This is a genomic window from Pseudomonas sp. 20P_3.2_Bac5 (assembly GCF_025466035.1).
Classification (GTDB): Bacteria; Pseudomonadota; Gammaproteobacteria; order Pseudomonadales; family Pseudomonadaceae; genus Aquipseudomonas.
This window is the reverse complement of sequence record NZ_JANLOA010000057.1, coordinates 71,713-93,657: the sequence shown is the minus strand read 5'-3', so window position 1 is coordinate 93,657 and position 21,945 is coordinate 71,713. Positions and strand designations below refer to the sequence as shown.

Sequence of the window (21,945 nt, the reverse complement as noted above, 5' to 3'; positions counted from 1 at the left end):
CGGTCATGGCCGGTCCCCCGTCAAGCGGCCGAACAGCAGGCCACGCCGGCTCGGGTTGGCCGGTACTTCAACGGGCGGGCGGCGCAACACGGAGAGCACGTGCACGGCGGTCTCGCGGGCGCTGCGGGCGTCGGCGAAGTCGAACATCGGCGAGAACAGCGAGCAGCTCTGGTACGCGCCGAACACCTCGTCGTGGACGCTGATGAAGTCCATGCGTTCGTCACCGATCAGGTACTCGCGCACCTCGCCCTCGGCGGGCGCGTCGCTGCCGTCCGGCAGCCAGATCAGGTTCATGCACCACGGCGTGATGAGGATGCCGAGCAGCCCGGCGCTGGCCTGCGGGCCGACGTGCTGCCAGGCGAAGCCGACGACTTCAACGTCCAGCGCCGGGTGCAACAACGGCAGGCCGCGCATGCGGGTGTCGGCGATTTCACGGAAACGCCGGGCCAGTGCTTCGGCTCTCGGGTTCGGCTCAGTCATCGAGCACCATGAACTGCTCGGCGTCGCCGTCGCAATTGGGGCAGCGCCAGTGTTCGGGCAGGCGCGAGAACGGCGTGCCCGCGGCGATCTGCCAGACCGGGTCGCCCTGCGCCGGGTCGTAGATCCACCAGCAAATCTTGCATTCCAGGCGGGTGGCGTCGGCCAGGCGGCTGCGGTCGCCGAGGTAGCTGCCTTCGAAACCGCAAAAGTCGCTCATGCCCCGACCTCCGCGCATTCGTCTTCGAACCACTGAATGATGTCGGCGAAGCGCTCCAGCGAGTCGGTCAGGTCTTCGGGGGCGGCGAGCACCACTTCCGGCAGGTCGGTGACTTCGAGGGTGTCGAGGATCAGCGCGTCCTGGGAGTTGAAGTAGCGCACCCGCCAGCAGTTCGGCACGCGGGTGTTGCTGATGCGGCAGTTGCCGTAGCCGCGGGCCAGCACCAGCACCGCGCCTTCGCCGAGGCAGGCGTCGAGGAAGGGCACGTCCTGTTCCGACAGCGGCAGCAACGTGAGGTTGATCACATGAGCGGCGCTGCCGGGCTGCCAGTTGCCGGTGCGGTCTTGCAGCTCGGTGAGGATCGCTGGCGCGTTCATCACCCCGGCGGGCAATGGCAGCGTCGGGGTCAGGGCGTCGGCGGCGGCGTCGATGCGCGCCGCATGGCTGAGCAGCGCAGGGGCTGGCGCCACTTCGATATGGTCGCGGCCCACGCCGAACACCCGCCACACACCGGCGAAGATCGACTCCTGGATACGCACGCCGGCGGCGCCGCCGATGCGCGCGCTGACTTCGCCTTCGCCGAGCAACTGGTCGAGCAGGCGCCGGTCGGCCTCGCTGTAGCCGCGCAGGTCGAGGATCGCCGGCGTGTCGCCGGCACACCGCCGCTGCAGCCGTGCGAGGATTTCGCCGAGGGCCTGGCGGGCGCCGGGCGCGGCGTCCAGCGCCTCGGGCTCGGGCAGTTGCGGCAGGCTGTGGGTGTACATGCCCTGGGGCATGTTGATGTATTCCAGGGGGGCGTCGTCCTCGGGTTGCGAACCGGGGCCGATGTCCATCAGTGGAATGTAGTGCAGCGGGTCCATGGGGTGGGCACCGTTCACTGGCAACCTCCGGGGGCGGGGTGGGGCGCGTCGCTGCGCACGGGGATCAGTGCGTTGCTTTGCTGCAGGGCGCTTTCGGCCATGCGCAGGTACACGTCCCAGTCGCGCATGCCGTCGATCTGGGTCACGTAGCCGCCGTCGCGCAGCCAGATGATGCTCGGCCAGCGGCGCAGGGCGAAGCGTTCGGCCAGGGCCTCTTCATCGGTGCGCCGGCCGACCCCCAGGCGCAGGTGGCAGCCGTGGCGGGCGGTCAGGGTCTTGCATAATTCCGGCAGGATCACCGCGACGTCGAGGCATTCCGGGTGGCGCACCGGGTCGCCGCAAAGCAACAACAGAGCGTCGCCGGGCTGCGCCAGCCAGGCCTCTACATTGTCGAGGTCGACCCAGTCGGCGGCGAACTGCTCGACCAGGCGGTTGATCAGCGGCGGGACCTCAGGGGTAGCGGGCAGGGGCGCCAGGAAGGCGGCAGATTCGCTCATAAGGATTCCTTGGAAGTGGGCTGGCCGAGCAAGCGGGCCAGGTCTTCGGCGCTCATGGCCGAGGGCAGGGCGAACGCGGCGTCCGCACCCACGGGTTCACCGAGCAGCGCGGCATCGAGCAGCGCCAGGGTGGCGTCGATCTCGGCGGCGCGATCGGCGCTCAGGCGCTCGCGCGCGGCGTCGATAAACACCAGCAACCAGTCGCCGGCCGCGCAATCGCCGACCAGTGCGGTGTCGATCCAGCGCTGGCGGGCGTGGCGGTCGACGCACAGCGCCGCGCCGGGCCGCGTGCCGAGCACGTGCATGGGCAGGCCGATGCACATCTCAGTTACGCCGCGCGAGGATGCGTTCGTCGCCGACACGGCAGGCGACTGCTTCACTGGGCCGCTCGTTTTCATAACGCTGCAGCTCCAGGTGCAACAGGGTCACCGCCTCGTCGTCGGGCAGGGCGCTGGTGCGCGGGCGCGGTTCGCCGCCCCAGTCCGCCAGCACCTCCAGCGCGGCGTCGATGACCTGCTCCAGCGCCGCCTTGACGCAGGGCCTCAGGCTGCCGCCGTAGTCGTCCATGCGCTCCGGCTGGCAACCCATCAGCAGCACGCGCGTGGGGTAATGGCCGGTGAGCTGGGCGAGCATCAGCACTTCCTGGAAACCGGTCTGGTGCAGGCTGAGCTTCTTCACACCGAGGAAGCGCGGCACCTCGTCGTCGGCGACGAGCTTGAGGGTGCCCGGCGCCAGGCTGTAATCCACGGCGTCGAAGATCAGCAGGTAATCGGCCTGCTGCACGTGCTGGATCAGGTACAGGCCCTGGGTGCCGCCGTCGATCAGGGTGACGTTGTCGGCGAATTCGTAGCGTTGTTGCAGGGCCTCGACGCAGCGTACGCCGAAGCCTTCGTCGGCCCACAGCAGGTTGCCGATGCCGAGCACGGTGATGCGCGGAGCGGGGGTGGATGTGCTCATTTCTTGAAGCTCTTGTAGCCCGAGACGATGCCGCCGATCAGGTGCAGGCGGCCGCAGATTTCTTCGCGCACGGCGGCGTACACGTGCAGCAGGATGAACAGGATCATCAGCCACATGCCGAGGCGGTGCAGGACGTGGACGTTGTTCGACTGGCCCAGCAGCGGCAGCGCCCAGCCGAACAGTTGCTCCTGCCACGAGCCCACCTGCGCGCCTTCGCCGTACAGCGCGAAGCCGGTCACCAGCATGAACAGCGAGGTGAGCAGGAAGACGAAGACCATGGCGAAACGCGACAGCGGGTTGTGGCCGAAGATCGGTTCCGGCACCGGGCCGATGAACAGGTAGTAGCGCAGCCAGCAGGCGAAATCGCGCCAGTAGGCTTTGCGCGTAATCGGTATCCAGAACAGCTCGCGGGCATGGTGGTTGCCCACCAGCGCCCAGTAGGCGCGGCCGAGGATGCCAATGGCGAACAGGTAGGCCGCGGCGAAATGGGCGAAGCGGATGTAGCCCATCAGAAAGCTGGCGCTGGCCTCGCCGGGCTGGGTCGGCGGCGGCACACCGATGAAGTAGCCGGTCACCGACAGCACGACGATGCAGGCGGCGTTGATCCAGTGCCACAGGCGCACGGGCGCTTCGTAGACGTATTCGCTGTGCCCGCTCTCGGGGGCGTGGGGTTCGGACATGTCGTCACCTCGAATGCGCCGGGCGCGCGTTGGCGCCCGGCGGCTGGCTGCGGGCGGGTTCAACGCACGGTGACCGTGCTCAGCTCGACGCCATCCTCGCTCATCACGTGGGTGGCGCAGGCCATGCAGGGGTCGAAGGAGTGCAGCGTGCGGAGGATTTCCACCGGCTGGTCGGCGACCGCCACCGGGGTGTTCATCAGCGCCGCTTCGAAGGCGCCGATCTGGCCCTTGCTGTCACGCGGGCTGCCGTTCCAGGTGCTCGGCACCACGCACTGGTAGTTTTCGATGCGCCCGTCCTTGATGCGGATCCAGTGACCGAGGGCGCCACGCGGGGCGGCGACGCTGCCGACGCCCTTGGCTTCGGCGGGCCAGGTTTTCGGGTCCCATTTGTCGACGTTGGCGGTGGCGCGGTCGCCATTGCGGATGTTGAGCATCAGCTCGTTCCAGTCATCGACCATCATCTCCGCGCAGTACTCGGCTTCGAGGGCGCGGGTCAGGGTGCGGCCGATGGTGCTCGGCAGCAATTGCTTGGCGCTGTAGTTGGTGCTGGCCAGGCCGAGCGCCTTGGGCAGGTCGTGGTTGACCGCCCGCAGCGAACTTTCCAGTTGCTCCTTGACCCGCTGGCAGTGCGGGTTGCCTTGCTGCGCATGGGCGTAGCCGAGGATATAGCGGGCCAGCGGCCCGACTTCCATGGCGTGGCCGCGCCAGCGCGGCGACTTGACCCACGAATACTTGGCGCTTTCGTCGACTTCTTCGATGGCGGTGCGGGTGCCCTTGGTTTTCGCGCCCAGCTCGTAGTGGGGATCGGTGATGCCGTCCCAGGGGTGCAGGCCCTTGTCGTTGTCCGGGTATTGGTACCAGGAGTGGGTGACAAATTCCTGCACCTGTTCCGGGTCGCGCACGTCCACCGGCAGGATCTCGTCCCAGTTGCCGTTGAGGATGGCGCCGCCGGGCAACTGGTTGGTGCGGTCGTCGTAATTGACCTTGGCGTAGGTGCCGTAGTCCATGACGTTGGTCGCCGCCAGGCCGCCGCCGTGCAGCCAGCCTTTGTCCTTGTACAGGGTGCCGATGGCCAGCACGTCCGGCACATAAACGTTGCGGCAGAACTCCAGCGCTTCGTCGATCCGCGCCCGCACGAAATTCAGTCGTTCCATGTTCAGCGGCGCGCCGGCGGCGAGGTCGCCGTCGATATTGATCGCGCAGGGTACGCCGCCGACCAGGTAGTTCGGGTGCGGGTTCTTGCCGCCGAAAATGGTGTGGATCTTCACCCACTCCTTCTGCAGGTCGAGGGCTTCCAGATAGTGGGTGACCGCCATCAGGTTGGCTTCAGGCGGCAACTGGTAGGCCGGGTTGCCCCAGTAGCCGTTCATGAACGGGCCGAGCTGGCCGCTTTCGACAAACTTCTTCAGGCGGTTCTGCACATCGCGGAAGTAGCCCGGCGAGGATTTCGGGTGCGCCGGCGAGACCATCTGTTGCAACGCCGAGGTGGCCTTGGGGTCGGCTTTCAGCGCCGAGATCACATCGACCCAGTCCAGCGCGTGCAGGTGATAGAAGTGCACCGCGTGGTCGTGGACCTGCAGGGTCTTGGCCATCATTTCGCGGATCAGGTGGGCGTTGGGCGGGATGCGGATATCCAGCGCGTCCTCGACCGCGCGCACCGAGGCCAGGGCGTGGCAGCCGGTGCAGACGCCGCAGATGCGTTCGACGAAAGCCCAGGCATCACGCGGGTCGCGGCCCTTGAGGATGACTTCCAGGCCGCGCCACATGGTCCCGGTGGACACGGCGTTGCGGATCACGTTGTTGGCGTCGAGGTTGACCTCGACGCGCATGTGGCCCTCGATGCGGGTCACCGGGTCGACGACGATGCGCCGGCCGCTGTTGTCCAGGTCGAAGCCCTGGGTGGAGTAATTGCTCATGGATCAGGTTTTCCCGTACGTCATTCAGACTTCGTGGGTGGCGTGCGCCTTGCCATTGCTGGCGCGCTTGATGGCGGTGACCGCGGCGTGGGCGGTGATGGCCGCGCCGACGGTGCCGGCGGCGGCCAGGCCGATCTGGTCGGCGTTGGCCTCGACGCCGAAGGCATTGACGTCGCTCAGGTGCTGGTAGAACGAGCCCTTGTCCCAGAAACCTTCTTCGGAGCAGCCGATGCAGCCGTGGCCGGACTGGATCGGGAAGCTGGTGCCGCCGTTCCAGCGTACGGTGGAACAGGCGTTGTAGGTGGTCGGGCCTTTGCAGCCGACCTTGTACAAGCAGTAACCCTTGCGCGCCGAGTCGTCGTCCCAGGCCTCGACGAACTGACCGGCGTCGAAGTGCGGCCGGCGGTAGCATTTGTCGTGGATGCGCTGGCTGTAGAACATCTTCGGCCGGCCCTGGCGGTCCAGCTCGGGGATGCGGTCGAAGGTCAGCATGTAAGTGATCACGCCGGTCATCACCTCGGCGATCGGCGGGCAGCCGGGCACCTTGATGATCGGTTTGTCGGTGATCACTTTGTGGATCGGCACCGCCTGGGTCGGGTTCGGCTTGGCCGCCTGGACGCAGCCCCAACTGGCGCAGGAGCCCCAGGAAATGATCGCCTTGGCATCGCGGGACACGCGCTTGAGCTGCTCGATGAACGGCTTGCCGCCGATGATGCAACTCATGCCGTCCTGGTTCAGCGGCGGGTTGCCTTCCACGGCGAGGATGTAGTTGCCCTTGTACTTGGTCATCACCTCTTCGAGGATCGCTTCGGCCTGGTGCCCGGCCGAGGCCATCAGGGTGTCGTCGTAGTCCAGCGAGATCATCGACAGCACCACGTCCTTGGCCAGCGGGTGCGCGGAACGGATGAACGACTCTGAGCAACAGGTGCATTCCAGGCCATGCAGCCACAGCACTGGCGTGCGCGGCTTGTTTTCCATGGCCCAGGCGATTTTCGGCATGAAGGCCGGGCCCAGGCCCAGCGAGGTGGCGGTCAGCGAGCAGAACTTGACGAAGCTGCGCCGCGAGATGCCCTGCCGGCGCATCACCTCATAAAATGTTTCGGTCAATTGAATTTCCTCGGCCAGGCGGTCTTTTTCTTTCGAGTGGCCAAGGGCTTACTTCAAGACCTGTGCCATTACGTCGCAGGCGCCTTTTCGACCTTGGTCTAGACTGGCGGACCCCTGAATTGCGGGGTTTCGCCCCGGTCCGCGGCGAAGGCGGACGGGCGGGGCGCAGACGCGGTGGAAGGCCTGTGATCAGTTGGCGGGCGCAAGTGGAAAGGTCGTGATCAGGCCGGGTTCAGGTCCAGGCGGTCATAACCCTTGTAGCGATAGAACGCCCAGGACAGCGCCCAGGTGGCGATGAACAGGCTGACGATCAAGTAGCCGAGCAGGCCGAAGTTTTCGTTTACCTGGGCGATGAAATCCCACGCCGCGCCTTGCAGCCCGAGCTGGTCGGCGATCAGGTTAAGGGCTTCCATGCTGCCGATCAGCAGCGCCACCAATACCGACGCCGAAGTGATGGTCAGGTTGTAGTAGAGCTTGCGCGCCGGGCGCACTTCGGCCCAGCGATAGGCGCCGGTCATCAGCACGCTGTCGGCGCTGTCGACCAGCGCCATGCCGGCGGTGAACAGTGCCGGAAACACCATGATCGACAGCACCGGCAGGTTCTGCACCGCCTGGCTGGCGGCGATGCCCAGCAGGCCGATTTCGGTGGCGGTGTCGAAGCCCAGGCCGAACAGAAAACCCAGCGGGTAAAGGTGCCAACTGCGGCGTACCAGGCGGAACAACGGCCGTGCCAGCCGCGCGATCAACCCGCCGCCGGCCAGCATGCCGTGCAGCTCGGCCTCACCGATGCGCTCGCCCTGGCGCACGCGGCGGAAGGCGCGGTAGACCGAACGCAGGATGACCAGGTTGATCAACGCCACCAGCAACAGAAACCCGGCGGAAACCGAGGTGCCGATCACCGCGCCGACGCCGTGGAAGGCTTCCAGTTCGTCTTGCAGGCTGGCGGCGCTGAAGGCGATCAGCGCCGAGGCGATGATCACCACGCTGCTGTGGCCGAGGGAGAAAAACAGGCCGACGCTGGCGGTGGGCTGGCCTTCCTGGATCAGCTTGCGGGTCGCGTTGTCGATGGCGGCGATATGGTCGGCGTCCACCGCGTGGCGCAGGCCGAAGCTGTAGGCCAGTACGGCGGTGCCGAGCAGCAGTGGGTAATCGTGGAAGGCCACCAAGGCCCAGAACCAGGCCAGCAGATTGACGGCGATCAGGCCGGTGAAGAGGGTGGTGATGGAGGAAGGGCGAGGCATGGGCAGTCCGGTTGTATGAAGAATTTCAAAGTCTTCATACAAGGGGTGTGCCAAGAGAGGGGGATGAGTTTTAGGGCCTCATCGCTAACGGTCAGCCAATTGCCATTCTGTGGGAGCGGATTGCAAGCGGCTGGCGATTTGCGATCCAACTGACAACCCCATTTGCACCCGCCCCCTCAAACCGGAAGCCCCGCAACCACCGCCGGCAACCGCAACCGGAACACCGCACCCCCCTGCGGATGATTCCCCGCCTCCAGCGTGCCGCCCGCGCGCTCGATGATGCCGTAGCTGATCGACAACCCCAGCCCCGTGCCCTGGCCCACCGGTTTGGTGGTGAAGAACGGCTCGAACACCTGGCTCAGGTGCTCGGGGGCGATTCCCGCGCCGTTGTCGCGCAAGGTCAGGTTGGCCCAGCCGGGCTCCCGGACCAGTTCGATCCAGATTTGCGGCGGCACGCTGGCGGCGCTGCGGGCGGCGTCGTAGGCGTTCTGCATGAGGTTCATCAGCACTTGCAGCAGTTGCCCGCTGTTGCCGTGAACCGTCACGTCTTCGCCCGGCTGCCAGTGCATGAGCAGGTCAGGCGCGGTGCCGCGGGTGATCCAGTGGATGGCGCGTTCGATGACATCGTTCAGCGACATCTCTCCCGATTGCCCACGGTCCATCGCGGAGAACCGCTTCAGCGCGCTGACGATATCGGCGGTGCGCTGGGCGCCTTCCAGGGTGCCGTCGATCAGCGAGGGCAGGTCGGCCAGCAGCGGGTCGATGCGCAGTTGCCGGCGCAGGGCTTCGCGTTCGTCGCCGAGGGCGCCGTCGTGCACCGCGCCGAGGTAGTCCTGCAGGCGCTTGCCGTAGCCGCCGAGCACATGGGCGTTGGCCAGGACGAAGCTGATCGGGTTGTTCAACTCGTGGGCGACCCCCGCCACCAGACGGCCAAGGGCGGCCATTTTCTCGGCGTGCAGCAGTTGCTGTTGGGTGCGCTTGAGCGCTTCGTGGGCTTCGTGCAGTTGCCGGTAAGCGTGTTTCAACTCGCCCAGCGGCCGGCCCACCAGCACATGCCCGAGGCAACGCCCGTGAGGACCGCTGCGCACGGTGCAACTCAGCTCCACCGGCAACAGCGCGCCTTGTGCGTCGCGAAAATTCACTTCGAGGTTGGCGCAGGCGTTGGCCTGGCGCAGGCCGCCGAGGACGTTGCGCAGGTGCGCGGTGCTGTCGTCGTCGCCGAGCAGCGCATACACCGGGCTGCCCAGCAGTTGCTGTTCGTCGCCGCCGACCAGTTCGCGCAGCGAGGCATTGGACTGCTCGATCAGACCCTGGGTGTCGCAGGCCAGGAGGATGTCGGACATGGCCCCGAGCAGGCCGGTAATGAACTGCTGCGACTGTTCCAGCTCGGCGTTTTTCTGCTCCAGGGCGATTTCGTCCTGGACCAGTTGCGAGTACACCTCGTCCATTTTGCCGATGACTTCGAGCCAGGCGTCTTCGTCGATGGGCGGCGGTGGCGGTTTGCGGGCCATGGATTTCAGCTCGTGGGGTGCAGGTGCGCGTGGGCGTGATCACCGGCGCTCGCCGCCACCGGAATCAGGTTGAGCTGGCCGTGGCGCACGCCGCGTTCGGCGCTCAGCCGTTCGGCGAAGGCCCGCACCCGTTGCACCGGGCCGCGGAGCATCAGGCTTTCCAGGCAGTGGTCGTGGTCCAGGTGGACATGCTGGCTGGCGATGGTCAGGTCGTGGTGGTCGTGTTGCAGGGTCATCACCCGTTCGGCGAGGGTGCGCGCATGGTGGTCGTAGACGAAGCTGAGGTTGGCCACGCATTGCAGCGACTCGGCTTGCTCGCGCAGGCGCTGTTCCTCGATGTGCCGGCGCAGGATGTCGCGCAGGGCTTCGGAACGGTTGTCGTAGCCCTGGGCGCGGATCAGTTGGTCGAGCGCTTCGGCGAGGCCGTCGTCGAGGGAGATGGTCAGGCGTTGCATGGGGTTCTCCGGGTCAATGCACAGTACAGACCATGCAGGGGTCGAACGAGCGCACGATGTGTTGCACCGCGACCGGGGTTTTTTCGCCGGGCCGCACCGGCGCGCCTTCCAGCGCGCGCTCCAGGGCGCCGGGACGACCCTGGGCATCGCGCGGAGAAAAGTTCCAGGTGGTCGGCGCGATGATCTGGTAACTGGCGATGCGCCCCTGTTCGACCCGCAACCAATGGCCCAGCGCGCCGCGCGCGGCTTCGGTGAGGCCGACCGCGCTGCCGCTGTCGGGCAGTTCGCAGGCGGTGTAATAGGGTTCGCCGGGACGCAGCGCCAACAGCCAGGTTTCCATCATCGGCACCACCCGCGCCAGTTCCACCAGGCGCGCCAGCAGGCGGGTGTAGACGCTGGCGCCGCAACGCGCGGCGGCATCGCGCAGCAACGGCTGGCCGCTGATCAACTGACGCGCCAGGGCGCCGGTTTCCAGTACTTCACCGGCCAGGCGCGGGGCTTTGTTCCAGGTGTAGGCGGCGGGTTTGTCCAGGGTCGGTTCGGTTATTCCTTGCGCCGGGTGCAGCGGGCCGCCGCGGTCGTCGAGCCAGGCGTGGCTGGCGTCTTCGCGAATGCCGTCCAGGTGCAGCGGGCGCAACTGGCCGAGGCGGGCGTCCCACAGGCCGCGGTCGAAGGCCAGCGAACCGTCGGCTTGCGGGTAGGCGCCGTAAGACAGGTACAAGCCGGGGCCCTGGCCCAGGTGTTCCAGGCCGCTGTCCAGCACGATGCGGAGAAAATGCCGCAGGTCGCCGCGCTCCGGCGCTTCGGCGTACCAAGCCCACAACTGTTCCTCGCTGGCGAGCCCGGCGATGAGCTCCAGCGGCGCGGCGAACAGCTCGCTTTCGAGGAACTGGCGGAACTCGCGAACCCGCGTCAGCAGGCGCAGGCGCTCGGCCGGATCGATGGCGCGGGTCGAGCCACCGGGATGCACCGAGCCGGTGTGCGGCCACTTGCCGCCGAGGGTGCCGATCAGGTCCAGCCAGCGCTTGCGCGCCGCCAGGGCCAGGCGCTGCTGGCTGCCGCTGTGCGGGGTGAAGCGGGCCACCGCGTCGGCGTACCAGGGCCGCTCGGCATAGAGCGGGCGGACGAAATCGGGCATGAAGAACAGGTAGAAGTGGCTGAGGTGGTCGGCGAGGTTTTCCGTCGCTGCCATCAGGTTGATCGCGATCAGGCCGTTGGCCGGCGGCTCGACCCCGGCCAGGCCGGCGAGGGCGCGGGCCGCGGCCACCGATTGCGACACCGAGCAGATGCCGCACACCCGTGGCGCGTAGACCAGCGCATCGAGGGGCGGGTGGTCGCGCAGGATCTGTTCGAAGCCACGGTACATGGTGGCGTTGACCTGCGCCGAGCGCACCTGGCCGTCCTCGATGTCCAACTGGACTTCGAGGTCGCCTTCGACGCGGTTGAACGGGCCGACCAATAGACGGGTCATGCTGGCAACTCCCTAGCGCCGCGTGGGGCGGATGGCCGGCGCGATCAGCGCATGGTCGGCGGTGGCGTTCTGGCGGACACGGTCCGGGGTGGCCGACTTGGACAGCGCGGCGAGGGCGACGAACCAGGCCTTGGGCATGTCGGTGGGCAGGCCGATGGGAATGCCGGCGCGCTTGGGCGTGAGGTGGAATCCGTGGCCCGGCTCCTCGAAACCCGGCGCCGTGCAGTTGATGCAGGCGTAGCCGCCGCGGGTGCACGAGCCTTCGCCGTTCCACAGGCGGTTGTTGCAGTCGCCGTGGGCCTGGGTGCCTTTGCAGCCGAGGTTTTCCATCATGCAGCCGAGGTCCGAGGGCTTCACCGCGCTGGCCTTGTACTCGTAGAACTCGTTGCGCGTGCAGCCGTGGTGGACCAGTTGGTCGGCGTAGAAACGCGGGCGGCCGAGGGCGTCCAGGTCGCTGTCGGCGAACAGCCCGGCGGCCAGCGCCATCAGCGTGTCGGTGACCCAGCCCGGGTGGGTCGGGCAGCCGGCGACGTTGATCACCGGCAAGCCCTTGCGCGAACGGTAGCCGGCGCCGAGCAGGCCACCGGGGCGGTCGCCGTCGTATTGCAGGCCGCAAGCGTCGGTGGGGTTGTGGCCGGCCGCGGTGATGCCGCCATAGGCGGCGCAGGTGCCGATGCCGAGGGTGTAGTCGGCGACCGCGGCGAGGCGGCTGACCCAGTCGATCATCGCCACCCCGGTGCCGGCCAGCAGGTGGAACCGCCCGGTGCCGTTGGGCCCGCGCAGCAGCGAGCCTTCGATGCACAGCGCGTCGAGGTGGGTGCGGCCGGCGAGGCAGTCGTCGAGGATCGCCAGCACTTCGTCACCGCTTTCCAGCGACAGCGACGGGTGCCACAGCAACTCGATCCCGGCGCTGCGCCAGAGGCCGGCGAAGTCCTGGGTGTCGGCGCACAGCAGCGACATGTTGCAGCCGCCGCAGCCGCCGGATTGCAGCCAGAGCACGCGGAACGGGGCACTCATGGCGATTCCTCCAGGCCGAAGCGGCGCAGTTTCTGGCGCAGGCCGACCCGCGACAGGCCCAGTTCGCGGGCAGTGTGGGTCTTGTTCCAGCGATGGCGCAGCAGGGCTTCCTTGAGCAGCGTCGCCTCGATGGCGTCGAGCTGCTCCTGCAGGGTGCCGGCCGGGCGGCCATCGACGGCAAGACCGGGCAGCGCGCCACCGGCTTGTCCTTGCAGCACTTTCCAGGAGAACGCCCGGGCGCTGACTTCGGCGCTGTCGGAGAGCGCGGCGGCGCGGTAAACCTCGTTGCGCAGCTCGCGGATATTGCCCGGCCAGGGGTAGCCGAGCAGGCTGCCGAGGGCGTCGGCGGCGAAGTGCAGGCCGGGCAGGTCGAGTTCCTTGCTGGCGTCGACGAGCAGTTTGCTGGCGATCGGGATCAGGTCGCCGCTGCGTTCGCGCAGCGGCGGCAAGGCCAGCGATACCCCGGCGAGGCGGTAATAGAGGTCGCTGCGAAAACGCCCGGCCTGCACGTCCGCCTCCAGGTCGCGGTGGGTGGCGGCGATAATCCGCACGTCCACCCGCACCGCCGTGGTGGCGCCGACCGGGCGCAGCTCGCCTTCCTGCAGCACCCGCAGCAGCTTGACCTGGAAGGCCGGCGAGGTGTCGCCGATCTCGTCGAGAAACAGCGTGCCGCCGTGGGCGCGCTGGATCAGGCCGACATGGTCCTGATGGGCGCCGGTAAAGGCGCCGCGCTTGTGCCCGAACAACTCCGATTCCAGCAGCGAGTCCGGCAGCGCCGCGCAGTTTTCGACGATGAAGGCGTTGCCGGCACGCGGGCTGGCGTAGTGGATGGCGCGGGCCAGCAGTTCCTTGCCGGTGCCGGACTCGCCCAGCAGCAACACCGACAGGTCGAAGCGCGCGACCCGCGCCGCCAACTCGCAGAGCGCGTCCAGCGGGCTGCCGGGGGCGCGCACGATGCGGGCGAAGTCGAAGGCATCGCGGACTTTTTCCAGCGCCTGCTGGTTGCGCCGGCGCAGCACCGGAGTGGCGGCGCGCAGCTCGACGTCGAGGCGCTGCATGTGGTTGTGCAAGGCGCGGCTTTCCACGGCGTTGCGCACCGTGTTGAGCAGGTGCTCGGGCAGCCAGGGCTTGAGCAGGTACTGGTAGATCCCGGCTTCGTTGACCCCGGCGATGATGTCTTCGGAGTCGGTGTAGCCGGAGAGCACGATGCGCACCACCTCGGGCCAGCGCTCGCGGCTTTCCTTGAGGAAGTCGATGCCCTGCATGCCCGGCATGCGCTGGTCGCAGAGGATCACCGCCACCGGGTGGCGTTCGAGCAGTTCGCGGGCTTGATCGGCGGAGTCGGCGAGCAGCACGTCGAACTCGTCGGCGAGCACCCGCGACAGGGATTCGCGGGAGCGCAGTTCGTCGTCGATGACCAGGATGGTGCGGACGGTGGAATCAATGCTTTCGTGAGAGGACATGGAAGCCGTTTTCGAGAGTCACAAGGCCGGGGCGGGCTGAGGGCGAATCATGACATTCGCCGCGAGGTGTAGGAAGAGAACACTACTAAGTGACGAATCCGCCAGTGCTTGAGCGGCGTCGCGCTGCCGAGCTTTTTCATTGCGCCCGAGCATATTTTTACTATTTTTCCTCGCCACGAGACTGGCGCACCATCCGCCGAAACCATAACAACCGACCGTGCCACGGTCGGTCAGGGAGTAGCGTGTGCTCGATCTCAACTACTGGCAGCAGCGGGCTGCCCGGCAAACATTCCTCGACACGGCGCTGATCGGCGGCCAGCAGGTCGCGAGCGCTTCGGGCGCGACCTTCGAGGCGATCAATCCGGCCACCAACCAGTTGCTGGCGCGCGTCGCGGCGTGCGGCGAGGACGAGGTGAACCTGGCCGTGCGTTCGGCGCGGCGGGCGTTCGAAGAAGGGCCCTGGGCGCGGATGGCGCCGGTGGAGCGCAAGAAAATCCTGCTCCGGCTTTCCGAGCTGCTGCTGGCCAACCGCGAAGAACTGGCGTTGCTCGACTCGCTGAACATGGGCAAGCCGGTGATGGACGCCTACACCATCGACGTGCCCGGCGCCGCGCACGTGTTCGCCTGGTACGGCGAGGCGCTGGACAAGGTTTACGACCAGGTCGCGCCCACCGCGCGCAACGCGCTGGCCACCATCACCCGCGAAGCGCTGGGCGTGGTGGCGGCGGTGGTGCCGTGGAACTTCCCGCTGGACATGGCCGCCTGGAAACTCGCCCCGGCGCTCGCCGCTGGCAACAGCGTGGTGCTCAAACCCGCCGAGCAGTCGCCGTTCTCCGCCTTGCGCCTGGGGCAACTGGCGCTGGAAGCCGGGATTCCCGAAGGCGTGCTGAACGTCGTGCCGGGCCTCGGCGAAAGCGCCGGCAAGGCCCTCGGCCTGCACCCTGATGTGGATTGCCTGGTGTTTACCGGCTCGACCCAGGTCGGCAAATACTTCATGCAGTACGCGGCGCAGTCGAACCTCAAACAGGTGTGGCTGGAGTGCGGCGGCAAGAGCCCGAACCTGGTGTTCGAGGATTGCCAGGACCTTGATCTGGCGGCGGAGAAAGCGGCGTTCGGCATCTTCTTCAACCAGGGTGAGGTGTGTTCGGCCAACTCGCGGTTGTATGTGCAGCGGTCCATTCATGACGAGTTTGTCGAGCGCTTGATCGAGAAGGCCAAGGCCTGGCTGCCCGGCGATCCGCTGAATCCTGCGAGTGGTGCCGGGGCGATTGTCGACAGCGAGCAGACCGCGCGGATCATGCGTGCCATCGAGCAGGCACAAGGGCAGGGCGCTCGGTTGTTGGCGGGGGGTGAGCAGTTGCGTATCAACGGCTCGTCCAACTTCATTCAGCCGACGATTTTTACCGACGTTGACAGCGATTCGAGCCTGGCCCGGGATGAGATTTTCGGGCCGGTGCTGGCGATCAAGGCGTTCGACGGCGAGGAGGAGGCGGTGCGCCTGGCCAACGACAGCATTTACGGGTTGGCAGCGTCGGTGTGGAGCGACGACCTGAACCGCGCCCACCGCGTGGCGCGGGCGTTGAAGGCGGGGACGGTGTCGGTCAATACCCTGGATGCGCTGGATGTTTCCGTGCCGTTTGGTGGTGGTAAACAGTCCGGGTTCGGGCGCGATTTGTCGCTGCATTCGTTTGACAAGTACACGCAGTTGAAGACGACCTGGTTTCAGTTGCGCTGAGTTCTAGGCCCATCGCGAGCAAGCTCGCTCCTACGGGCGTTGCGTCAGGCCGACGTTTGGAGGCGCAGCTCAAACCACTGTAGGAGCGAGCTTGCTCGCGATTCCGCACCACCCCAAAACACAATACCTGCACCATCCATCAACTCACCCCAACGGGTGATTTCGGTCCCTCCCACCTCGTGGGAACATCCTTTCAACCCCGGCGCCGCCGATCAGGCGGGTGCCGTCCCCAGCGTTCTTTCGGCGAGTCTTTGAAGTGGAAAACGACCAGCTTGTTTCTGCGCAATGGTTCGAACAGATGGCCAAGGTGACCGAGAGCATCGGCCACCCGGGATTCGCCGCGACGCTGTTCGAAACCCTCGGCTGCATCCAGCCGATCCAGGCCACCACGCTCTATCTCTACCCCCACGGCGGCATGCCCAGCGCGTTGTTCGAGCTGGACGGTCCCTGGCTGCCACAAGGCAACGTGCGTCACTACCTGTCCGGTTTCTACCTGCTCGACCCGTTCTACGGCGCCTGCGTGGAGAACGCGGTGTCCGGGTGCTTCGAGCTGGCCGAGGTTGCCCCCGATCATTTCGAGCTGAGCGAGTATTACCAGTCGTTCTACCGCCACTCGCACCTGCAGGACGAACTGAACTACATCCTGCAACCGTCCCCCGGGCTGAGCCTGGCGGTGTCGCTGGCCTTCACCGAGAAACTCGACGCGGCCACCACCGCGCAGTTCAAGCGCATCGCGCCCTGGGTCCTGGCCTTGCTCGGCAAGCATTTCGTCGGCTTCGACGTCCGCGGCACGCGCTTCGAGAACCAGTTGGAGCAGCGCATCCACACGGCGCTGAACAATTTCGGCTCGTCGATCCTCACCGAGCGCGAGTGCCGCATCGCCCAGTTGATCCTGCGCGGTCACTCGACCCGCTCGCTGGCCGAGCGCCTCGCGGTCTCGGAAGACACCATCAAGTCGCACCGCAAAAACGTCTACAGCAAGCTCGATATCGGCACGCAGTCGGAGCTGTTTTCCCTGTTCATCGATTCCCTGGCGGCCGCCCAGGGCGTACTCAGCAAGGACCCGCTGGAAAGCTACATGAGCAAGCGTCGCTGAACGCACCCGCTCGCCTACCAACAAGAGAGAAAAACGCCATGAATGCACCCTTCGCACCGCAACGCCAGACCCGCGACTACCAGAAGGCCGATGCCGCCCACCATATCCATGCGTTTCTGGATCAGAAGGCGCTCAATGCCGAAGGGCCTCGGGTGATCGTCCGCGGCGAGGGCCTGTATCTGTGGGACAACGATGGCAACCGCTACCTGGACGGCATGTCCGGGCTGTGGTGCACCCAGCTCGGTTACGGGCGCAAGGACCTGACCGCCGCCGCCGCCGCGCAGATGGACCAACTGCCGTACTACAACCTGTTTTTCCACACCACCCACCCGGCGGTGATCGAGCTGTCCGAGCTGCTGTTCAGCCTGCTGCCGGGGCACTACAGCCACGTCATCTACACCAACTCCGGTTCCGAAGCGAACGAGGTGCTGATCCGTACCGTGCGCCGTTACTGGCAGGTGGTCGGCAAGCCGCAGAAGAAGGTCATGATCGGCCGCTGGAACGGCTACCACGGCTCGACCCTGGCGGCCACCGCGTTGGGCGGGATGAAATTCATGCACGAGATGGGCGGGCTGATTCCCGATGTGGCGCACATCGACGAGCCGTACTGGTACGCCCAGGGCGGCGAGCTGACCCCGGCCGAGTTCGGTCGCCGCTGCGCACTGCAACTGGAAGAGAAGATTCTCGAACTGGGCGCGGAGAACGTCGCCGGCTTTATCGCCGAGCCCTTCCAGGGCGCGGGCGGCATGATCTTCCCGCCGGAAAGCTACTGGCCGGAAATCCAGCGCATTTGCCGCCAGTACGATGTGCTGCTGTGCGCCGATGAAGTGATCGGCGGCTTCGGCCGCACCGGCGAGTGGTTCGCCCATGAATACTTCGGCTTCGAGCCGGACACCCTGTCGATCGCCAAGGGCCTGACCTCCGGCTACGTGCCCATGGGCGGCCTGGTGCTGGGCAAGCGCATTGCCGATGCGTTGGTGGAGCAGGGCGGGGTGTTTGCCCACGGTCTGACCTATTCCGGTCACCCGGTCGCCGCCGCGGTGGCGCTGGCCAACCTCAAGGCGTTGCGCGATGAAGGCATCGTCCGCCAGGTGAAGGACGACACCGGCCCGTACCTGCAGAAGATCCTGCGTGAGGTGTTCGTCGACCATCCGCTGATCGGCGAGGTCCAGGGCGCGGGCCTGGTCGCGGCCTTGCAGTTCGCCGAGGACAAGGCCACGCGCAAGCGCTTCGCCAACGAAAACGACCTGGCCTGGCAATGCCGCACCTTCGGCTTCGAAGAGGGCCTGATCATCCGCTCGACCCTGGGCCGCATGATCATGGCGCCGGCCCTGGTAGCGACCCGCGCCGAGCTGGACGAACTGGTCGACAAGACCCGCATCGCCGTCGACCGCACCGCGGGGATCGTCGGCAAGCGCTGAGTTGAACGGCGCGCCACCCCGGCCGGGGTGGCCGCCTTGCGTGCCCTTCCATAACAAGAGTCACAACGGCAGCGAAGCCTTTCGCCTGCCGCGGCGTCCTGCATCCCGATTCCAGGAGTCTGCAATGAATACAACAACAAACGTGGCCGATACGCCGTCTCACCCTTCAACCTCGCACACCGGGCGTTTTCGCCAGTCCCTGGGCTTCACCGCGCTGGTGCTGTTCGGCCTCGCCTACATGGTTCCGCTGGCGGTGTTCACCACCTACGGGCTGGTCACCGAGATGACCAAGGGGCACCTGCCCACCGCCTACCTGTTGACCCTCGCGGCCATGCTGTTCACCGCCTACAGCTACGGCTGCATGGTTCGCGCCCATCCTTTTTCGGGCTCGGTCTACACCTATACGCGCAAGGCGTTCGGGCCCTGTTTCGGCTTTATGGCCGGCTGGACCCTGCTGCTCGACTACATTTTCCTGCCGATGCTCAGCTACCTGCTGATCGGCATCTACATGTCCGAATACTTCCCGGCGATTCATCCGTGGGTGTGGGTGCTCGGTTCCATTGCCCTGGTGACCTTCTTCAACCTGATCGGCATCGAGTCCATCACCCGGGTCAACTGCGTGCTGGTGGTCGCCCAACTGATTTTCATCGCGGTATTCGTCGGCTTGTCGGTGCAAAGCCTGTCGGCGCAGGCTGAGCCGGTGTCGTTGCTGGCGCCGTTTCATCATGAGGGCTTCAGCTTCCCGCTGGTCATGACCGGCGCGGCGGTGCTCTGCGTGTCTTTCGTCGGTTTCGACGCGGTATCGACCATGGCCGAGGAAACCGCCAACCCGAAATTCCGCATCCCGCTGGCGATCATGCTGGTCACGCTGCTCGGCGGCGTGTTGTTTGTCGTGGTGTCCTGGTGCGCGCAGATGGTGTACCCGGAGTGGAGCACCTTCAATGATCCCGACTCGGCCTCGGTGGAGGTCATGCGCCGGGTCGGTGGTGATCTGCTCGGCTCGGCCTTCACCGCCACCTATGTCGCGGGCTGCTTCGCCTCGGCGATGGTGTCCCAGGCCAGCGTGTCGCGGGTGCTGTTCGCCATGGGCCGGGACGGCGCGCTGCCCCGCGTGTTCGGTCGCCTGGTGTCGAAGAAACGGGTGCCGGCCAGCGCGATCATGCTGGTCAGCGTGTTGTCGCTGGTGGCGCTGTTCATCACCCTCGACACCGTCGCCAACATGATCAGCTTCGGCGCGCTGTTCGCGTTCTCGGCGGTCAACCTGGCGGTGGTCAAGCATTACCTGATCGACCAGAAACGTCGTGGCCTGCGCAACGGCCTGCTGTACGGCGCGCTGCCGGTGTCGGGCTTCTTTATCACCTTGTGGTTGTGGAGCAGCCTGTCGAGCCTGTCGTTCACCATCGGCCTGATCTGGATGGGCCTGGGGTTGATTTGCCTGCTGGTGGCGACCCGGGCGTTCCGGGTCAAGCTGCCGGAGTTGCAGATGGCCGAGTGAGTGCGGTTTACCCCGGCTGAGGGGCAGCGCAAGTAGTGGCGTATTGACACGGGGCTGGCCATTTCGTATATGGCTCGCTACGACAAACGTCCAGGGACGGAACATGCGGTTATGGGTGGCGGACGGCGCAGAGCAGATCGAGCTGTGCGAACAGGCTGAATTCAGCACCAGCCGCCCCGACAGCGGGGCGCTCGCCTGGCAGCGCCGCGTCGAGTTGCACGACGTGTGGCAGGCCGACGCCTTCGTGCAACGTCACCTGCGCGGCACCGGCCAATTGTTCGAATTGCGCCGGGTGCTGGCCCGGCAAACCCTGATGATCCACCAGCTCAGCGACGATCAGGTGCTGCAGCAGGTCGCCAATGAACTGCGCTTCGGCAGTTTGCGCGCTGATGTCTACGTCCACCGGCCGCGCGTGTGGCCCCGCGTCGATACCTTCGCCAGCCCGGCGGTGGTCGCCCCCAGCGAGCGACCCGCCGCTGTTGCCGCTGCCGCCCCGGCCAGCCCACCTCCGCCCGTTGAAGCCGCCGCTGCCCCAGCGCCCGCGCCGGCTCCTGCCGTGGTGGCGGCGGTGGTCGAGCAGCCGACGGCTGAAGTGGCCGCCGCCCAGGAAACCCTCGCGGCCATGCTGGAGCAGGGCGCGCAGGACGCTACGCCTTTCTGCGAGGTGTGCGAGCAGGCCCGGGCCGCTGCTGACCCAGTGCCGTCGCCAGAGGCCGCGGCCGTGCAGGATGCCCAAGCGGCGGTATTGGAACAGGCCGCCGAGGAGGGCACGCCCTTCTGCGAGGTGTGCGAGCAGGCGAAGCAATCCCGCGCCGCTGCGACTAATAAGGCCCCCGCGCCACCGCAACCGATCGACGCCGTGCAGGGTGCGCAAGCGGCTGCGCTGGAACAGGCCGCCGTTACCGGCACCCCTTTCTGTGAAATTTGCGAGCGCAACGCATGAGCGAAGAGAACACCGAGAATGTCCCGCCACTGTCGGCGCTGGAACGCTTGCCCGCGCTGCTCTGGCCCGAGGACAGCGAGTCGCCCGACGACCAGATCTATTGGCTGCTCGACGGCGCTCGCGACCCCGGCATCGTGGCTTTGCTCGAACGCAGCGGACTTGAATCCAGTTGCCTGTACTCCGGCCCGTTGATCCCCCGGCTGAAAGCCGCCGCGCCGTGGCTGGTCAAGCTCACGCCCGGCTCGCCGGCCAGCCTGGACCTGCTGCGGCGAGGCTGGGGCAAGGCCTGGGGGATTTTCATCGAGGTCCCGGCGCAGGTGTCGATCGATCAGTTGCGCCGTCACTGCAAGAAGTTCTTGCGGGTGCGCACCGAGGACCACCGCGTGCTGATGTTCCGCTTCTATGACCCGCGAGTGCTCGGCGTGTTTCTGCCCTCCTGCGACGCGGCGCAATACCAGGCGCTGCTCGGGCCGATGAAGCGCCTGGTGGTAGAGCTGGAAGAGGGCAAGGACTGGCAGGTGTTCAGCACCGGGGGCGATGATGCTGGTAATCAGTAGCGAGCAACTGCGCCAGTTGGGCCAGTCCGCCGACGCGCTGTTCCTCAGGCAGGCCGCCGCGCGGGTGGCCGAGCATTGGCCGCGGCGGGCCGAGCGCCTGGGGCCGGCTGCGCTGGAAACGCGCTTGCGCGCCGTCTACACGCTGGCGCAAGACTGCGGCGTGCGCGACCGGCCAGACATGCTGCGCCTGGCGAACGTGGCCATGGCCCTGGACGACGATCTCGGCGCGGAGTCGCCCAATACCTGGGTGCGCGAGACGCTTGGCGACACACGCCTGCGGCCGGGTGACCGGCTCGATGTGCTCGATGCGCAGGTGCGCGACTGGCTGCTGGAGAAGAGGGCGCGGGGATGAAGTTCGAACCGCTGATCTTCGCGGTGGTGCCACCGGTGATCGTGCCGCCCGACGACGATCCCGTCGCCGCCTATGCCGCCATGGACAAGGAGGTGGTGGCGCTGGCGTCGTCCACCGAACTGGGCGACCCGATCCTGCCTTGCCAGAAACCGTGCATCGAAGTGACGGTGATGGACGAGGACAACACGCCACTGGCCGACACGCCTTATCGCTTGCTGCTGGAAGGGTCGTTGCTGGCCGAGGGCACCCTCGACGGCACCGGCTTCGTCGCCATCGAGGAAAAGGAGCTGCCGGCAGGGGACTGGAACATCGAGATCACCTTGCAACGCAACGAATCGACCCAGGTCGTGGAGCGCGCCGACATCCTGCTGACCGCGACGCCGCCGGCCGCTGAAGAGGCGGAAGAAGACGAAGGCGAGATCGAGGAAGAGCGCTGGCCGCCGTTCCTGGACCCCCCTTACGCCTGGCGGTAAG

Annotated in this window: 23 protein-coding genes; 8 read left to right on the top strand and 15 right to left on the bottom strand. The window is 66.7% G+C overall.

The annotated features are described in order from the left end of the window. Positions 1-3: 3 nt before the first annotated feature. The 15 genes from hybE to NTD88_RS09490 all read right to left on the bottom strand — a co-directional run bounded on the left by hybE (position 4) and on the right by NTD88_RS09490 (position 13,872). On the bottom strand, positions 4-480 hold the full coding sequence (gene hybE, locus NTD88_RS09560; protein WP_262154717.1) for a [NiFe]-hydrogenase assembly chaperone HybE: 477 nt from the start codon (positions 478-480) through the stop codon (positions 4-6). After that, positions 473-697: a rubredoxin gene (locus tag NTD88_RS09555; RefSeq protein WP_095156686.1), complete on the bottom strand. Its 225-nt coding sequence runs from the start codon at positions 695-697 to the stop codon at positions 473-475. The genes hybE and NTD88_RS09555 overlap by 8 nt, the downstream gene beginning before the upstream one ends. Then, positions 694-1,575: a hydrogenase expression/formation protein gene (locus NTD88_RS09550; protein WP_262154716.1), complete on the bottom strand. Its 882-nt coding sequence runs from the start codon at positions 1,573-1,575 to the stop codon at positions 694-696. Before NTD88_RS09550 ends, NTD88_RS09555 begins: the two co-directional genes overlap by 4 nt. Then, positions 1,572-2,054 (bottom strand): hydrogenase, encoded by a 483-nt coding sequence (locus NTD88_RS09545; protein WP_262154715.1) that lies wholly within the window; start codon positions 2,052-2,054, stop codon positions 1,572-1,574. Before NTD88_RS09545 ends, NTD88_RS09550 begins: the two co-directional genes overlap by 4 nt. Beyond that, positions 2,051-2,377: a HypC/HybG/HupF family hydrogenase formation chaperone gene (gene hypC, locus NTD88_RS09540; RefSeq protein WP_262154714.1), complete on the bottom strand. Its 327-nt coding sequence runs from the start codon at positions 2,375-2,377 to the stop codon at positions 2,051-2,053. Before hypC ends, NTD88_RS09545 begins: the two co-directional genes overlap by 4 nt. Position 2,378: 1 nt before the next feature. Beyond that, complete coding sequence (locus NTD88_RS09535; RefSeq protein WP_262154713.1) at positions 2,379-3,011, bottom strand: HyaD/HybD family hydrogenase maturation endopeptidase; 633 nt, start codon at positions 3,009-3,011, stop codon at positions 2,379-2,381. Then, positions 3,008-3,691 carry a Ni/Fe-hydrogenase, b-type cytochrome subunit gene (gene cybH / locus NTD88_RS09530; protein ID WP_262154712.1) on the bottom strand — a complete coding sequence of 228 codons (684 nt, stop codon included), beginning with the start codon at positions 3,689-3,691 and terminating at the stop codon, positions 3,008-3,010. Before cybH ends, NTD88_RS09535 begins: the two co-directional genes overlap by 4 nt. A 59-nt stretch (positions 3,692-3,750) precedes the next feature. After that, complete coding sequence (locus tag NTD88_RS09525) at positions 3,751-5,607, bottom strand: nickel-dependent hydrogenase large subunit (RefSeq protein WP_262154711.1); 1,857 nt, start codon at positions 5,605-5,607, stop codon at positions 3,751-3,753. Positions 5,608-5,631: 24 nt separating this feature from the next. Further along, positions 5,632-6,720 (bottom strand): hydrogenase small subunit, encoded by a 1,089-nt coding sequence (locus tag NTD88_RS09520; protein WP_262154720.1) that lies wholly within the window; start codon positions 6,718-6,720, stop codon positions 5,632-5,634. A 215-nt stretch (positions 6,721-6,935) separates the two neighbouring features. Then, complete coding sequence (locus NTD88_RS09515) at positions 6,936-7,955, bottom strand: HoxN/HupN/NixA family nickel/cobalt transporter (RefSeq protein ID WP_262154710.1); 1,020 nt, start codon at positions 7,953-7,955, stop codon at positions 6,936-6,938. Between the two features lie 176 nt (positions 7,956-8,131). Then, entirely contained in the window at positions 8,132-9,466 is a 1,335-nt protein-coding gene (locus tag NTD88_RS09510; RefSeq protein WP_262154709.1) for an ATP-binding protein, read from the bottom strand. Positions 9,467-9,471: 5 nt separating this feature from the next. Further along, positions 9,472-9,921 (bottom strand): nickel-responsive transcriptional regulator NikR, encoded by a 450-nt coding sequence (gene nikR / locus NTD88_RS09505; RefSeq protein WP_262128584.1) that lies wholly within the window; start codon positions 9,919-9,921, stop codon positions 9,472-9,474. A 13-nt stretch (positions 9,922-9,934) separates the two neighbouring features. Next, the gene (locus NTD88_RS09500; protein ID WP_095156696.1) at positions 9,935-11,392 is read right to left on the bottom strand and encodes a nickel-dependent hydrogenase large subunit; all 1,458 of its coding nucleotides are present in this window, start codon (positions 11,390-11,392) and stop codon (positions 9,935-9,937) included. 12 nt (positions 11,393-11,404) lie between these two features. Next, entirely contained in the window at positions 11,405-12,409 is a 1,005-nt protein-coding gene (locus NTD88_RS09495) for a HupU protein (RefSeq protein ID WP_262154708.1), read from the bottom strand. Further along, entirely contained in the window at positions 12,406-13,872 is a 1,467-nt protein-coding gene (locus NTD88_RS09490; protein WP_262154707.1) for a sigma-54-dependent transcriptional regulator, read from the bottom strand. The genes NTD88_RS09495 and NTD88_RS09490 overlap by 4 nt, the downstream gene beginning before the upstream one ends. Positions 13,873-14,116: 244 nt before the next feature. Between NTD88_RS09490 and NTD88_RS09485 the strand changes: the two genes are divergently transcribed. The 8 genes from NTD88_RS09485 (at position 14,117) to NTD88_RS09450 (ending at position 21,944) form a co-directional block, all read left to right on the top strand. Further along, the gene (locus tag NTD88_RS09485) at positions 14,117-15,607 is read left to right on the top strand and encodes an aldehyde dehydrogenase (protein WP_262154706.1); all 1,491 of its coding nucleotides are present in this window, start codon (positions 14,117-14,119) and stop codon (positions 15,605-15,607) included. A gap of 298 nt (positions 15,608-15,905) precedes the next feature. Continuing rightward, positions 15,906-16,703 carry a response regulator transcription factor gene (locus NTD88_RS09480; RefSeq protein ID WP_175651004.1) on the top strand — a complete coding sequence of 266 codons (798 nt, stop codon included), beginning with the start codon at positions 15,906-15,908 and terminating at the stop codon, positions 16,701-16,703. Positions 16,704-16,741: 38 nt separating this feature from the next. After that, on the top strand, positions 16,742-18,124 hold the full coding sequence (locus NTD88_RS09475) for an aspartate aminotransferase family protein (protein WP_262154705.1): 1,383 nt from the start codon (positions 16,742-16,744) through the stop codon (positions 18,122-18,124). A gap of 124 nt (positions 18,125-18,248) precedes the next feature. Further along, positions 18,249-19,619, top strand: a complete 1,371-nt coding sequence (locus tag NTD88_RS09470) for an APC family permease (protein WP_262154704.1) — start codon at positions 18,249-18,251, stop codon at positions 19,617-19,619. A gap of 103 nt (positions 19,620-19,722) precedes the next feature. Next, entirely contained in the window at positions 19,723-20,562 is an 840-nt protein-coding gene (locus NTD88_RS09465) for a hypothetical protein (RefSeq protein WP_262154703.1), read from the top strand. Beyond that, complete coding sequence (locus NTD88_RS09460) at positions 20,559-21,119, top strand: DUF4123 domain-containing protein (protein ID WP_262154702.1); 561 nt, start codon at positions 20,559-20,561, stop codon at positions 21,117-21,119. The genes NTD88_RS09465 and NTD88_RS09460 overlap by 4 nt, the downstream gene beginning before the upstream one ends. Beyond that, on the top strand, positions 21,103-21,471 hold the full coding sequence (locus tag NTD88_RS09455) for a hypothetical protein (RefSeq protein WP_262154701.1): 369 nt from the start codon (positions 21,103-21,105) through the stop codon (positions 21,469-21,471). The genes NTD88_RS09460 and NTD88_RS09455 overlap by 17 nt, the downstream gene beginning before the upstream one ends. Further along, on the top strand, positions 21,468-21,944 hold the full coding sequence (locus NTD88_RS09450; RefSeq protein WP_095156704.1) for a hypothetical protein: 477 nt from the start codon (positions 21,468-21,470) through the stop codon (positions 21,942-21,944). The genes NTD88_RS09455 and NTD88_RS09450 overlap by 4 nt, the downstream gene beginning before the upstream one ends. The last annotated feature ends 1 nt before the right edge of the window (position 21,945 follow it).